This window comes from Brevibacillus sp. (assembly GCF_003521185.1).
In the GTDB taxonomy this organism is placed as follows: domain Bacteria; phylum Bacillota; class Bacilli; order Brevibacillales; family Brevibacillaceae; genus Brevibacillus; species Brevibacillus parabrevis.
In genome coordinates this window covers 261,459-276,186 of the sequence record NZ_DOTK01000049.1, presented here as the reverse complement: position 1 = coordinate 276,186, position 14,728 = coordinate 261,459, and the positions used below count along the sequence as shown (strand labels likewise).

Below are 14,728 nucleotides of genomic sequence, written 5' to 3'. Positions count from 1 at the left end.
TCGCCCCCTCCTACTCGATTGGAGCTTTTCCGGAGTGAAAAGCTATTCTTCGTTGAAGCGATCCAGCATCGAGATCGTATCGATCAGGTGGTTGTTGAAAATTTGCCGGGCGACGCCCAAAAGCTCGATAATCATCGGGTCGCGCAAAGAATAAGTGACTTTGTTGCCGTCTTTTGTTCCGTACACGATATTGTTGTTGCGCAAAATGGCCAGCTGCTGGGAAACGGCCGAGCCTTCACTGCCGATCAGCGTTTGCAGCTCGTTCACGTTTTTGTCTCCCTCCGCCAAAAGCTCCAGAATCCGAATCCGCAGGGGATGGCCCAGCGCTTTGAAGAAGTTCGCTTTAAATTGCTGTAGCTCCAAATTCAATAGCAGGTTCCTCCGATCTTTTCGTCATGTGGACGTAGTGGATGTTTGTTGTTGGGCGCAGCTCTGTTGTATGCGGGTGTCGGACAGGCTCGTGCATTCCCGGAACGCAAAGTGCTTGCAGCCCAGGCATTTGCTCGTATCCAACCGATGAAGCGCATATTCGATTGCCTCTCCGGTGTGGTCGAAAAAGTGCGTTTCCCCGATGCTTGCATACAGACCCGTGCGCTGCAAAATTTGTTTGGGAGCAGGTTGAATGCCCGAGATCAGCACGGTCGTTCCCTGACTCATGGCTTGCTTTACCGTCCGGGACAAATTGGCTTCGCCTGTCATGTCCAAAAATGGCACTTTGCCCATGCGCAGCAACAAGACCTTGGGGCGGTGCTGCAACGTGTTGGCAAGCGAGCTTTCAAACAAGTCGGCGTCCCCGAAAAACAGCGGCCCTTCAATCGTGTAGATGTTGATTTGCGGGCAATCGTGCTGGGACGACACCATATGCGGCATGACTTTTTCGTGCTTCAAAGAAGGGTCGGGCAGCACTTTGGCGACTTGCAGGCTGTCGCGCATCCTTTTGATAAACAGCAGCACAGCAAGCACCAGTCCTACCTCGACAGCGGTAGTCAGATTGGTGAAGACGGTCAAAACAAACGTAATCACAAGCACGAGCGAATCGCTTGTTTTTGCTTTGAGGATGTGGGCAAATTCCTTGCGCTCACTCATGTTCCAGGCGACCAGCATCAAGATCGGAGCCATGCTCGCCAGTGGAATGTGCGAGGCGTAAGGCGCCAGCAGCACGAGGATGAGCAGTACGACCATCCCGTGGATGATGCCGGACATGGGCGAGGCAGCGCCGCTGCGAATATTGGTCGCGGTCCGGGCAATCGCGCCCGTAGCGGGAATCCCGCCGAAAAGCGGCGTCACGATGTTGGCAATGCCTTGCCCGATCAATTCCTTGTTGCTGTTGTGGCGACTGCGGGTCATGCCATCAGCTACGACAGCAGACAGTAAAGACTCTATTGCTCCTAGTATAGCAATGATTAGGGCAGGACTCAGTAATTTTTGGACGCGCTCCAGCGTGATTTCGGGAAAATGGAAGCCAGGTAGTGTGCTCGGAATTTCGCCGAAGGTCGAGCCGATCGTCGCGACCTTTCCTTCGAAAAAGAAAAAGGCAATGACGCTGGAGATGACCAGACCGACGAGCGAGCCAGGCACATTGCGCACAAAACGCGGTGTAATCAATATAATCGCCAGACTGAGGCAGGCGGTTGCCAGGCTGTAGAAGCTGGTTGTATGCAGGTGGACGACGACTTCTTTCATGTTGGACAAAAAATCCTCGTGCCGTTGTATGTCCGATAGACCGAGGAAATTGGCGATCTGCCCGGTAAAAATAATGACGGCAATCCCTGCTGTAAACCCGATCGTGACCGGGCGAGGAATGAATTTGATCAGTCCGCCCAGCCGCAAAACGCCCATCAGGACGAGCATAATCCCCGCCATCAAGCCCGCGAGCAGCAAATCCGCGTAGCCGTACTGCATGACGATGGCGAACAGGATCGGGATAAAGGCGCCAGTCGGCCCGCCAATCTGATAGCGGGAACCGCCGAACAGCGAGATGAGCGTCCCTGCGATGATGGTGGTGTAAATCCCGTACTCCGGTTTGACACCGGAAGCGATGGCGAACGCCATGCCGAGCGGAATAGCGATAATGCCTACGATTAATCCTGACACGCAGTCTTTTCTGAATGCTTGCGTATTGTAGCCCTCAAATCTAGCGGCCCACTTCATGGTAGCAACCCTTCTTTTCGTATATTCGAATATTTGATTATTTGAATATAGATGGATCATACTCCCGTTGCATGATTCTCGTCAATTGCATCCTTACACGATCTTTGCCCTTTTTTAACAATTGCTTCAAGTTGTCTTAACGCTGAAGGAGTACCATTCAAAATGACAAGTGAACATTCCCCTTCGGTTGGAGTCATGGAGAAACCCCCGACAGCCTTTCCAAGCACTTTCCTCAAGTATGCTTGTGCAATTGTCATGTCGTTGGGTTTTTTTGTCGTTCGCAAAGGAGGCTTACGAATGAATCAGGAGCAGTTTCACGGCAGGTTGGAAGAGTACAAGCTGATTGCTTCTGTAAAAGAGGCGAAGTACCTGGAAAAAGCGGCAGAGGCCAATGTGAGCGCCGCCGTGCTCTCCATCGGCAACATCGGGGTCATCAAAGGCTATGTAGACTTTTTCAAAAACAGAAAGATTCCGGTGTTCCTTCACCTCGAAAGAATCGGGGGAATCAGCTACGACCGGGAAGGCATCGCCTTTTTGGCGCATTACGTGAAGCCGGACGGGATTGTGACCACGCGCAACACGCTGGTCAAGCTGGCGAAAAAGCAAGGCTTGCTGACAATCCAGCGCCTGTTCCTCGTAGACAGCGACTCGCTCAAATCCGGGCTGTCGTCTCTCGCTGAAACCCAGCCTGACGCCGTCGAGCTGATGCCGGCACTGCTGCCAGAGTATATCGAAGAGTACAAGCGCGTGATTGATATTCCAATCATCGCTGGTGGTTTGATCCGCAAGCGGGAGCAGATGGAGGAAGTATTGCAGCATGGAGCGACTGCTGTGTCAGTCGGTAACCCCCTTTTGTGGAAGGAGAGTTTTTTGCATGATTCAAGCGTTGCTGTTTGATCTGGATGGGACCCTGCTGGACAGCCGGGATGCAGTCATCGATGCAGTCGCCTATACAGCAGAAGAGTACGCACCGGGTCACTTCAGCCGGGAAGAGCTGCTCGCGCGTTTTGGCGAGTCGTTCGACGATTTTTTGGCAGCTGTCGCACAAGCGGCAGGCGTGCCCGACAAGCAAGAAGTGCTGGAAAAGTATTTTGCCTACGTGCGTGAGAACCACGCCCGACATGTTCGGCTGTTTCCTTATGTGAAAGAAGGGCTGGAAAAATTAAAGCAGGCAGGCTATCAGCTGGCGGTGGTCACCAACAAGCAGCGGGAATTTGCGCTGGCCGGACTGAAGCAGGCGGGGATCGACAAGCTGTTCGAAGTCGTAGTGGCCGTGGACGATGTCGCCAAAGGAAAACCGTCAGCCGAGCCTGTATGCAAAGCGCTCGCCAGTATGGGCAGTCGTCCCGAGCAGGCGATGATGGTCGGCGATAGCCGCTACGATGTGCTCGCGGCAGTCGCGGGTGGCGTCTCGTCCGTGGTGCTGGAGTGGTACGGGCAGGAAGAGTGGCTCTATGCCACGCCTGATTACCGCTACGCCGATTTCGAATCGTTTGTCACCGACATGATGGCTGCCAAGGCGCAAGGAGGAAGATGAAAAAGATGGCAAGAGTGGTGCTGCAACAGATAACAAAAACGTTTCAGAACCAGAAAGTGGTCAAGGGGCTTAATCTCGTGATTCCCGACGGCTCCTTTACGGTGCTGGTTGGCCCGTCCGGGTGCGGAAAATCGACGACCTTGCGGATGATTGCCGGTCTGGAAACGGCTACAGACGGGGAAATTTTCATCGGGAGCCAGTCTGTGAACGCTCTGCCTCCGGGAAAGCGCGATGTTGCCATGGTGTTCCAAAACTACGCGCTCTATCCGACGATGAACGTCTACGACAACATCGCCTACGGCTTGAGAAACCGGGGAACGTCGAAAAAAGACTGCGACGTGCTGGTGAAGGAAATTGCCGAGATTGTCGGCTTGGCGGACTTTCTTAAAAGAAAGCCTTCCCAGCTCTCCGGCGGTCAGCGCCAGCGTGTCGCCCTGGCGCGGGCCATGGTGAAAAAGCCAAAGGTGTTCCTCATGGACGAGCCGCTCTCCAACCTGGACGCGAAGCTGCGGAACCAGATGCGCGTGGAGCTGACGAGTTTGCACAAGCAACTGGGCAGCACGTTTATTTACGTGACGCACGACCAGGTGGAAGCGATGACGATGGGCGATCAGATCGTCGTGATGAGCGACGGCAACATCATGCAGGTCGCGGCACCGATGGACTTGTACCAGGAGCCGGAAAATCTGTTCGTCGCCCAGTTTATCGGTTCTCCCCCGATGAACATTGTGCCGGCAGAGGGCAGAAGTGACCAGTTGTGGGGATTCCGCCCGGAAAAGGCCGTGTTGTTGCCAGCCTCCGTCTCTCCGGTTTCTGCGGAAGAGATGTGGACGGCAAAAGGGCAAATCGTCTCACGGGAAATACTCGGCTCGGACACGCTGTTCTACGTGGAGACGGAAAAAGGCAGAGTCATCGTCAAAACGGAAACCGAGGAAATTGGACAGTATGGTTCAAACGTTACCGTAACGGTTGCAAAGCCGCATGTGTACATCTTTGATCGCGTGAGCGGAAAAAAAGTGGGTCGACTGGCTGAACGAGGTCAAGTATCCGCACTTGCAGGAGGGGTGAACTGATGCGAAAGGCGGCAACTGCCCACGAGCTGCCGGATACCGGCCAGGTGCGGGCACAAGCAGCTTCCAGGCCAACATCTCGCCCGGATATGATGACGCGTCTTCGCCCGTACTTGTATTTGACACCTGCCATGATCTGCTTCATTTTGTTCTTTTTTTACCCGATTGGTTCGATCATTTATTTGAGCTTTCAAGACTGGTCGCTGATTAATCTGGAAGCAATGGAATGGGTCGGGCTGCAAAATTACACAGAGCTGGTTGCTGACCAGGAATTTCAGCAGGTGCTGACAAATACGCTCGTTTTCACTTTTGCAACCGTGGGCATCAGTTTGGGAATCTCCTTTTTGCTCGCTCTCTGGCTCAACAAAAAGGCGAAAATGTACGGGATCATCCAAGCTACCGTATTCAGTCCGCACATTATTTCGTTTGTTTCTGTCTCCATGTTGTGGATGTGGCTGATGGACCCGCAATTCGGGCTATTGAACGCTGTACTCGAAGCGGTCGGGCTGCCAGGCTACACGTGGCTGACAGACCCGAGCAGTGCGCTGTTGTCGCTGATCCTCGTGAACGTCTGGAAAGGCGTGGGCTACAACACGCTGATTTTCATTGCCGGGCTGCAAAGCATTCCAGGGGATATTTACGAAGCGGCCGCCCTCGATCGTTCGCCGTGGTGGCGGACTTTGACCCGCATTACCATACCGATGCTGTCGCCCACCATGTTCTTTTTGTTCATCATCAACATGATTTCGTCGTCCCATGCTTTCGATACGATTGCCATCATGACCCAAGGCGGGCCGATCAACAGCAGCAACATGCTGGTCTACTACATTTATGAGCAAGGAATGGACTACTACAACGGGGGATTTGCTGCTGCCGCTTCTGTCATTCTTTTGCTCATCGTAGGAGTTTTGACTGCGTTGTACTTCCTGTTCATGTCCAAACGCGTCCACTACCGATGACGATTCCCGAAAGAAAGGAGGAGCAACATGAAACGAGTGGGTGCAATTTCTTTGAAAACAGTGGAATGGGCCGGGCTGTTGGTTGTGGCGCTGCTGTTCGTCTTTCCTTTTTTGTGGATGGCTTCCACAGCGTTCAAGGACATGTCGGAAGTCAGACAGTTTCCGCCGACCTTGTTGCCTGAGACGTGGGAGTGGGGCAATTTTGTCCAGGCCTGGGAGTCAGGGCCGTTCTTGATGTTTACGGTGAACAGCATTGTAGTTGCCGTGGCGATCTTGATCTTGCAGTTTTTGACCGCCGTACCTGCGGCGTACGCTTTTGCCCGCTACCAGTTTCCCGGCCGCAACCTGCTGTTTGGGCTTGTGCTGGTTGCCTTGATGATTCCGGGATACATTATCTTTTTGCCGATCTACGTGCAGCTGAGCGGCTGGGGGCTGGTCAATACGCTCTGGTCGCTGATTCTGCCGTACGCGGCCAGCGCATTCGGGATATTCCTGCTTCGCCAGGCGTTCATGCAGGTGCCGGACGAAGTCATTGAAGCAGCGCGACTGGATAATGCGTCAGAGTGGAAAATCATGTGGACGATCATGGTGCCGATGGCGAAGCCAGTGCTGGTCACATTTGGACTTTTCAGCTTTATTTATCACTGGAATGACTACTTTTGGCCGCTGATCATGACCAACAGCGACGAAGTACGCACATTGCCTGTCGGGATTTCCAGCTTGCGCATGTCGGACGGAGGCACTCTCTGGAACGTCATGATGGCGGGGAACATGATCCTCATCCTGCCGATTCTCGTTATTTTCTTCGTGGCCCAGCGCCACATTATCAAAGCGTTTGTCTATCAATCCAAATAATAGATAACCATGTGGGAGGAAACCAAATCATGAAGGCGATGAAAAAGACAGGAACGATTCTATGTGCACTAGCTCTAGGTTTGTCAGGAGTGCTTGCCGGGTGCGGTTCTACAGGCAAGGAACAGGCTGCAAGCACAGGAAACACAACGAAGCCGGCAACGGAAACAGCAGCAAGCAACGGGCCTGTCGAGATCGATTTCTGGTATGCGCTCGGCGGTGTTCGCGGCAAGACGATTGAGGATATGGTCAAAAAGTTCAACGAGTCACATAAAGATATTAAGGTAAAAGCGGCGTACCAGGGCGCGTATCAGGATAACCACTCCAAAGTTCTGGCTTCGGTTGCCGCCGGAAACAACCCTGATGTAACGATGGTAGAGATCGCTTCGATCGCTGCCTTTGCTGATGCGAAAGTGCTGGAAGATTTGACTCCGTACTCGCAAGGCGATGAGAAAAAGTACATTCCCGGCCTGATGAAAAACTCTTACTGGAAAGACAAACTGTACGCCGTGCCGTTCAACCGCTCCACGCCGCTTCTGTACATCAACCGCGACATGCTGAAAGCAGCGGGTCTCGATCCGAACGGGCCGAAATCCTGGGATGAGCTGATCAGCTACTCGCAAAAGCTGGTGAAAAAAGAAGGCGACAAAGTCACGCGCTACGGCTTCTCGACTCCTGTTGATATTTGGTTCTACGAAGCGCTCGTCTTCCAGAGCGGAGGCAACATTTTGAGCGAAGACGGCAAGGAGCTGACCTTGAACAACGAGTCAGGCAAAGCGCCGCTTGAACTTTGGACGAAAATGGTCAAGGAAGGCTTGATGAAAAACCCTCCAGGCGAAAACTACAATGCGTGGGATGTCGCCGAGCAAGATTTCCTCAATCAAAAAGTGGGCATGATTTTCACGACGACAGGTTCCTTGACGGAATTGAAGAAAAATGCCAAATTTGACATGGGAGCAGCCTTCCTGCCAGCAAACAAAAACTTCGGTACGCCAACGGGCGGAGCAAACCTGGTCATGCTGGCGAAGTCTTCTGATGCCGAAAAGAAAGCGGCATGGGAATTTATGAAGTGGATGACCGATACAGAGCAAACCGTACCATGGTCCATCGCATCCGGCTACATGCCTGTGACGACCGCTGCCGTAGATTCACCTGAGATGAAGGCATTTTATGAAAAAGATCCGAACTTCAAAGTAGCAGTAGACCAGCTGCAATACGGTTACCCGCGCCCAATGGCACCTGGTTACAAAGAATTGCAGGATGTCATTCAAAAAGAGCTGCAACGTGCGATGCTTGGACAGGCGACCATTGATGAAGCGCTGCAAAATGCGACGGACAAAGGCAGCAAGCTGCTGAAAAAATAAAGGCGGCACAAACAAGAGAGGAGTTTGCGACATGAATATATGTATGGCGCATCGAGGATGGTCAGGCAAAGCCCCGGAAAATACGATGACGGCAATTCGACTGGCGTTGGCAGAGCCGGCTATACAGGCAATGGAGATTGACGTACAGCTGTCTTCCGATGGCGTTCCCGTGCTGATCCACGACTTTACGCTGGAGCGCACGACGAACGGAAGCGGTCTGGTCAAGGACCACACATTGGAGGAGCTTCGCCAGCTCGATGCGGGCAAATGGCTCGACGAAAAGTTTGCAGGCGAAAAAATCCCGACGCTGGAGGAAGCGCTGATTGCGGTCAAGGGCCGCTGCAGGCTGAACATCGAGTTGAAGGCGACGAGCGACATGTACCCCGGCATTGCCGAAAAAGTGCTCGCGCTGCTCGAACAGTACGGGATGAAGCAGGAAGTTTGCTTGACGTCGTTTGACCATGAGCTGATTCGTCATGTTCGCACTCTCGATCAGCAAATCGAGACGGGACTGATCGTCTACGGCCGTCCTGTGCTCATGCTGGAGCAACTGGAGGAGGCAGGTGCCAGCATTTTGTCCATGGGTTACCCTTTCCTGAACAAAGAGCTTGCCGTAGCCGCCATCGAAAAAGGCTTCAAGGTGATTGCCTGGACGCTGGATGAGCCTGCGCACATTCGTGAGGTCATGTCCTGGCATCCTGATGTACAAATTTGCACCAACCATCCTGACCGGATGCTGGAATTTGTGTAAGCTAGGCAAAAGGAAAAGCCGTCGGAGACATATCCGGCGGCTTTTGGCATGAGAAAAGGGGGTACAGCCTGCTTGTCTGCTACCGGGCCATGTCCGGGTACAATCAGCGCTGGGCAGTCTTGCAGGAGAGCATCCAAAATGCTGATCCACTCCGGAACATTCCCGGTCATGATGCTTGGATGTGCGCCTGCGAACAGCAAATCTCCGGCAAACAGGATGTCGTCATCGGGAAGGAAAAGGGCGGAATCACAGGGACTGTGCCCGTTTCCCAGCGAACGCAGGACAGCAGAGCGCTTGCTGCCGTGCAATGTAATCGAATCGTGAAAGGTCAAGGTAGCGAGAGTGGGAACCAGTATCGGAAGGGCAGCATCCATCGCGAGCAGCTCGCCCAACTCATATTCTTTTTCTTGCCGCTTTTTAGCGTCCGTTTCTTGTTCCAAAGCTTGTTTGACCGTCAGCGGATAATCAGGGTGCGCTTTGGCAAAGGTCAAAAATTGGGTCGTGCGCTCATAGGTGAGCGAACGCGTTTTGGCGGTGGAGAGAATCGGAACACCTGGAAATGCCTGATTGCCGCCAGTGTGGTCCAGATGAAAATGAGAGTTGATCAGAAGCGTGACGGGTTTTCCGAATAGCTGGACAGCCGCATCGTGCAATGCTTGGCCTGCCTGTGGCGTGTACATGGAGTCAAAGACGACTACCTGATCGCCTAAATCAATGATTCCGGCATTAGCCATTGCTCCGGTGCCACGGACAGCAATAGCGGCGTACACGCCTTCTGCAACAGGCTGCAAAGAAAAGTAAGGAGTAGAGATAGGACCGGAAGAACTCATCGTTTCCCCGCCTTTCGCGATAAGAATAGCTTTCTGCTATCATCATTGCAGGAATAAAGTGGAAGCGCAAGCGCGAGTGTGCTTTTATTAGCTTGCTCCGCTATCGCTACCAGTGGCAGCTCATAGATTTTGTTGATCGCTTTGAAGCAAGAAAAACCGCCGGATGCTGCTGCCCGGCGGTTTTTTGATTGCCTCGCTATATTTTGAAGCGGCTTACGTGAGACTGCAGCTCTTCGGCGATACGGGCCAGGGAAGCAGCGGAGGAGTTCACTTCTTCCATGGCAGCCAGCTGTTCTTCTGTGGCGGCAGAAACGCTTTGCGTTCCGTCTGCCGAATTTTCGGCGACTTCCTCAATGCCGCTGACCAACTCTACTACCTTCTGGGTTCCAGCCGACATTTGCTCGGAATACGTCTTCACTTCCTGGATTTGGCTGGCGACTTGTGCGACAGCATCCTGGATTTGCTCGAAAGACTTGCCAGCATTGTTCACTACTGTCAGTCCGATCGCAACTTCGTTTGTTCCTTGTTCCATCGACAAGACGGCTTGATTCGATTCAACCTGAATCGCCGTAATCAGTTCTTTGATTTGCTGGGCAGATTGGGCAGACTGCTCGGCCAATTTGCGTACTTCGTCTGCCACAACAGCAAACCCGCGTCCTTGCTCGCCTGCTCTGGCGGCTTCGATTGCAGCGTTCAAGGCAAGCAGATTGGTTTGCTCGGCAATAGCGGTAATGACCTGGACGATTTGTCCGATTTCCTGCGAGCTGTTCCCCAAGCGCTTCACGATGTCTGCGATGTTGCTGACCGTATTTTCGATCGATTGCATCTGGCTGATCACGACTTGCAAAGCTTGATTGCCTTCCACGGCGATGCGGGAGGCGCTCAATGCGGATTCGTCCGCGTGCTGTGCGTTGGTGGCGACTTTTTCCGCGCCCTGTGATACTACCTGCATGGCGTTCACGCTGTCTTCCACGCTTCTTACCTGCTTCTCGGCGCCGTACGCGACTTCCTGGATCGTAATGGCGATCTGCTCCGTTGCCTTGCTGGTATGCTCGGCGTTGACCGACAACTCCTCTGCGGAAGAGGCCAGATCAGTAGCCGTATCATTGACCTGCTGAATGATCGTGCGCAGGTTGTGGACCATGGCATTGACCGATTGAGAAAGTTGACCGACTTCATCCTGCGAGCGAATTTGCAAGGCGGATACGGTAAGCTCCCCCTCGGAAATCCGGTTTGCTACAGCGGCAACCTCGACGATCGGGCGGGTGATTTGCCGGGAGATCGCATAGGCGATGGCGATGACCGCTGCGACTACGGCAAAGACGATCAGCATGACGTTGTTGCTGACAGCAGAGACGCCAGCGGTGATCGATTCAACAGGAATATGCAAGTACAGGCCAAAGTTGGTTTTGGGGATCGGAGAGTAAGTGACGACATACTCCTTGCCTTGATCCGTGTAGCTGTATGAGCCTTTTTCCGCAGCGCCTGTTTTCAGGATGTCCTGCAAAGGCTGGGGCAGGGCCGATTCCTCAAGCGGCTTTCCGATCAGCTCCTGGTTGGGGTGGTACTGCACCTGATGCTTGTTGTCCACCAGAATCGGATAGCCGTCATTGCCTACATTCAAATTTGCGAGAAACGTGGCTGCGAAATGATCCACGTTGACAAGTCCGGTCAATACGCCGAGCGCTTCATTGTTTTTTCCTTTGACAGGGGAAGCGACAATGATCGAGCGATTGCCCGTAGTTTTGGCGACGAGGACATCGGAGTAGCTGGGCTTGCCCTGCATGCCGTCTTTGAAAAATTGCCGCTCGCCGAGGTCGATCCCGACGCTTTTCGGGAAGGTGTCAGCGGTTACTTTTCCGTCGCTTGAAATAAACGTATTGCCATCGTACAGCTTCATTTCTTCGGTAAACTTGCGGATAAACTCATTTTTGGCTGCCGCGTCGGCAGATTGAATATCAGAGGTGCGGGCCAGCACCTGAATTTCCGTCATGCGCCGATCGAGATACTGGTCCATAGCCATAGCTGTACTTGAAGTCAGGTCTACATAAGACGATTTTTGCTTATCGATCAAAATGGTTGAAAAGCTGTTTGTAATAAAAAAGGAAACGGCAGCAAGCGGGATGACCGCTACGGCAAGAAACCACAGGATCATTTTATTTCTGAGTTTGTTGAAAAAAGACATAGGCTCTCCACTCCTAATTGGTGGTTGATTCAACTGCGCGAGGCAAGGAACGCTGCCCGCACAGAGTAGACACAGCCAGACTGCTGAGAAGATTCAGCAGCCTGACCATCAGTTAATATCCCATTGCCGCGCCTTCCCCGCGAGGGTCTGCGCCGCCGAACTTCACGTTCGTTTGCGGATCGATCAAAATGGCGCCGGATTGTCCCATCGCATCTGTATAGGCTGCTTCCAGCTTTTCAACCGGATGTCCGCGCTTCACGAGTTCGTCCAACACTTCCTGTGGAATCCGGCTTTCGACTTTCAAATTGTTGGAGGCGGAGCCCCAGTTGCGTCCGTGCAGCCATCTTGGAGCTTCGATCGCATCCTGTACGCTGAAACCGAAGTCGACAATACGCGTTACGAGAGCCGCTTGCGTTTGTGGCTGTCCTTCGCCGCCTTGTGTTCCGTAAAGCAGGTAAGGCTTGTCCCCTTTGAAGAGCATGGCAGGGTTAATCGTATGGAAGGTGCGCTTTCCAGGCTCCAGGTGGTTAATGTGTTTCGGATCGAGAGAGAAGTAGCTTCCACGGTTTTGCAACAGGACGCCAGTGTCTTTCGCTACGATACCGGAACCCCAGTCAAAATAGTGGCTCTGGATGATCGAAACGGCGTTGCCGTCCTTGTCCACGACGCCAAACCAAGTAGTGTCCCCTTTTGGATCGAGCGGCTCTACTGCTTTTGCCGCTTGCTTCATATCGATGCGTGCTGCCAAATCTTTGCCGTGTTGCTTGGACAACAGCTCGTCCACCGGAATGTCGACGAAAGCAGGGTCTGTCAGCCATTTGTCACGGTCGGCAAAAGCTTGCTTGGTGGCTTCTACAATCGTGTGGTAGTAGTCCGGCGTCCCTTCGCCCATGCTCTTGAGGTCGAAGTTGTTCAACACGTTCAAGATCGAGAGCGAAGCCATGCCCTGGGAGTTGGGCGGTACGTTGTAAGCCTTGTAGCCGCGGTAGTCGACTGTAATCGGTTCTGCCCATGTGGAGGTGTGTTTTTCAAAGTCTTTCAAGGTGAGCAGCCCGCCGTTTTTCTGCATATCCGCTACGATTTTTTTGGCGACTTCGCCTTTGTAAAATCCGTCTGCTCCTTTTTTCGCAATGATTTGCAAAGTTTTGGCCAGGTCCTTTTGCTTGAGGATTTCGCCAGGCGCATACGGCTCTCCGTTCGGCTTCAGGAAGGTTTTGCGGAACCCTTCAAAGCGCTGGAGGTTTTTCAAATCGTTATCGTTCGGATCGATGGCGTATTTTGTCCAATAAACCTGGTTCGGTGAGACGGGATATCCATTTTCAGCGTATCCGATCGCCGGTTCGAGCAGCCTGTGCCACGGAAGCTTGTTGTTGCCCATGCTTTTGTGCGCGTAGTTGTACGCTTCCCACCAGCCGGAAACAACGCCTGGCACCGTATTGGCAGACTCGTAGCCGCGGGAAGGGATTTTTTCGTAGCCTTTGCCTTTGTAGTAGTCGATCGTTGCTTTTTCGCCAGCTCGTCCGCTGCCGTTCAGCGCTTTCAGTTCCTTGGTCTTGGCGTTGTAGATGAGCCAGAAGTTATCTCCGCCGATCGTTGTGTAATGCGGGTAGACGACGGCGAGAGTAGAAGCGGCGGTGATGGCGGCATCTACAGCGTTGCCGCCGTCTTCCAATGTTTTCAGGGCTGCTGCTGTAGCCAGATAGTGTGGTGTTGTTACCATTGCGTTTGGCGACATTGATGTTGGCCGATTAGCTGCTTGAACCGGAGACAGGGTTGCCAGGCCGATTGCAGTAGTCAATGCGACAGTAGAAAGTTTCTTCCAGAATGACATCGTATGAAGCCTCCTTGTATGTTTGATGAACGATTCCAACAATCCGACAGCTTTTCGCAGCCTCACCTCCTTAACTGAAAATGAATATTTTTACACATAAATACATAAATGGACAAAAATAGACAATTGTTGCGCAAAAAAAGACCAATGATATAGGATCATTGGTCTTGTCCTACACCAATACTTCGGTAGCTGGCTGGCATGCCCGCTTGTGCGGAGGTAGCCCCTCTAGCTTTGCGTCGCCGGATTTCCCCGGGTTTGCCGTTTCGATATCAATGGGTAACGCATCCAGTTGATAATAGAAAACTGATTCAATTGTTACAGGAAAATTTTCCTAATCATCCGTTTGTCAATAATATAGACTATTTGTCGATTGGGGTAAATAAGAAAAATTTTTTTAATCTAGAAAAAAAGGGAGGAACAGGGAGTTGTGCGTTTTTCCCGACATTCACACACCACTATTGGCCGAACTGCTTATGATGGTAAAAACGCACATTTGCCAAGGAGTGAATCAAGGCCATGATGCATCCCGATACGGAGCTTCGCTATATCAACGATGAAATCGGGTACGGTGTTTTTGCGACAAAATTGATCCCGAAAGGCACGATTGTCTGGGCACAGGATGACCTGGATCAGGTATTGGACCCGGCATATGTGGAAAAACTGGACCCATTGAGAAAGCAGGATGTGCAGAAGTATTCCTTCAAAAATCAGTTTGGAAAATACATCTTGTGCTGGGATAAGGCCCGATTTGTGAACCACAGCTTCCATGCGACCTGCGTGGCGACGATGTACGACTTGGAGCTGGCTGCCAGAGACATTTTGCCGGGGGAAGAGCTGACCGATGATTACGGTACGCTGAATCTGGATGAACCGTTTGATTGCTTGCCGGAGCCGGGCACGAATCGATCGCGGGTGATGCCTGATGACTTGCTGCGCTATTATCGGCAGTGGGATGAGGTTGCAGCTGAAGCTTTCGCCCGGTTCAATCATGTTGAACAGCCGCTGCTCCACCTGGTTCGACCCAAGCATTTGAAAATTATTCGCGGCATAACCGAGCAGCGTCGTTCCCTCGACTCTATCATTTCGTTGTACTGCCAGCCGCAATCCCAATGGCAAAAAGAGCAGGAATGGTAGAGACAGCGGGCCGGACAACGGCCCGATTTTGTTGAACTCTGGGAAGAGAATCAGTATTATG

Annotated in this window: 12 protein-coding genes, 1 pseudogene and 1 riboswitch; of the genes and pseudogenes, 8 read left to right on the top strand and 5 right to left on the bottom strand. The window is 52.5% G+C overall.

Annotated elements, in window-relative coordinates; genetic code table 11:
• Positions 1 to 42: 42 nt before the first annotated feature.
• Entirely contained in the window at positions 43 to 369 is a 327-nt protein-coding gene (locus DEP07_RS16515) for an ArsR/SmtB family transcription factor (protein WP_122962512.1), read from the bottom strand.
• Between the two features lie 24 nt (positions 370 to 393).
• Positions 394 to 2,151 carry a SulP family inorganic anion transporter gene (locus tag DEP07_RS16510; protein ID WP_173596330.1) on the bottom strand — a complete coding sequence of 586 codons (1,758 nt, stop codon included), beginning with the start codon at positions 2,149 to 2,151 and terminating at the stop codon, positions 394 to 396.
• A 297-nt stretch (positions 2,152 to 2,448) separates the two neighbouring features.
• On the opposite strand from DEP07_RS16510, the gene DEP07_RS16505 reads away from it, so the two are divergent.
• From DEP07_RS16505 to DEP07_RS16475, 7 genes are read left to right on the top strand one after another with little or no spacing between them, the layout of a single operon-like run.
• A complete protein-coding gene (locus tag DEP07_RS16505) occupies positions 2,449 to 3,048 on the top strand; it encodes a glycerol-3-phosphate responsive antiterminator (RefSeq protein WP_122962514.1) in 600 nt (199 codons plus the stop codon).
• On the top strand, positions 3,026 to 3,688 hold the full coding sequence (locus DEP07_RS16500; RefSeq protein WP_173596331.1) for an HAD family hydrolase: 663 nt from the start codon (positions 3,026 to 3,028) through the stop codon (positions 3,686 to 3,688). The genes DEP07_RS16505 and DEP07_RS16500 overlap by 23 nt, the downstream gene beginning before the upstream one ends.
• Before the next feature lie 5 nt (positions 3,689 to 3,693).
• A complete protein-coding gene (locus tag DEP07_RS16495; protein WP_173596332.1) occupies positions 3,694 to 4,761 on the top strand; it encodes an ABC transporter ATP-binding protein in 1,068 nt (355 codons plus the stop codon).
• Positions 4,761 to 5,717 (top strand): carbohydrate ABC transporter permease, encoded by a 957-nt coding sequence (locus tag DEP07_RS16490; protein WP_173596333.1) that lies wholly within the window; start codon positions 4,761 to 4,763, stop codon positions 5,715 to 5,717. Before DEP07_RS16495 ends, DEP07_RS16490 begins: the two co-directional genes overlap by 1 nt.
• Positions 5,718 to 5,744: 27 nt before the next feature.
• The gene (locus tag DEP07_RS16485; protein WP_122962517.1) at positions 5,745 to 6,572 is read left to right on the top strand and encodes a carbohydrate ABC transporter permease; all 828 of its coding nucleotides are present in this window, start codon (positions 5,745 to 5,747) and stop codon (positions 6,570 to 6,572) included.
• 29 nt (positions 6,573 to 6,601) lie between these two features.
• Positions 6,602 to 7,933: an ABC transporter substrate-binding protein gene (locus DEP07_RS16480; RefSeq protein WP_122962518.1), complete on the top strand. Its 1,332-nt coding sequence runs from the start codon at positions 6,602 to 6,604 to the stop codon at positions 7,931 to 7,933.
• Between the two features lie 31 nt (positions 7,934 to 7,964).
• Positions 7,965 to 8,684, top strand: coding sequence for a glycerophosphodiester phosphodiesterase (locus tag DEP07_RS16475; RefSeq protein ID WP_173596334.1), 720 nt, complete (start codon positions 7,965 to 7,967; stop codon positions 8,682 to 8,684).
• A gap of 101 nt (positions 8,685 to 8,785) precedes the next feature.
• Here the strand turns inward: DEP07_RS16475 and DEP07_RS16470 are convergent.
• From DEP07_RS16470 to ggt, 3 genes and pseudogenes are all read right to left on the bottom strand, one after another.
• Positions 8,786 to 9,418, bottom strand: a pseudogene (locus DEP07_RS16470) (MBL fold metallo-hydrolase); the annotation flags it as partial.
• A gap of 292 nt (positions 9,419 to 9,710) precedes the next feature.
• Positions 9,711 to 11,699, bottom strand: coding sequence for a methyl-accepting chemotaxis protein (locus tag DEP07_RS16465; protein ID WP_063228908.1), 1,989 nt, complete (start codon positions 11,697 to 11,699; stop codon positions 9,711 to 9,713).
• Positions 11,700 to 11,811: 112 nt separating this feature from the next.
• Entirely contained in the window at positions 11,812 to 13,530 is a 1,719-nt protein-coding gene (gene ggt / locus DEP07_RS16460) for a gamma-glutamyltransferase (RefSeq protein WP_217022091.1), read from the bottom strand.
• 184 nt (positions 13,531 to 13,714) lie between these two features.
• Positions 13,715 to 13,803, bottom strand: a riboswitch (cyclic di-GMP riboswitch).
• 246 nt (positions 13,804 to 14,049) lie between these two features.
• Here ggt and DEP07_RS16455 point away from each other — a divergent pair.
• A complete protein-coding gene (locus tag DEP07_RS16455) occupies positions 14,050 to 14,667 on the top strand; it encodes an SET domain-containing protein (RefSeq protein WP_122962522.1) in 618 nt (205 codons plus the stop codon).
• The last annotated feature ends 61 nt before the right edge of the window (positions 14,668 to 14,728 follow it).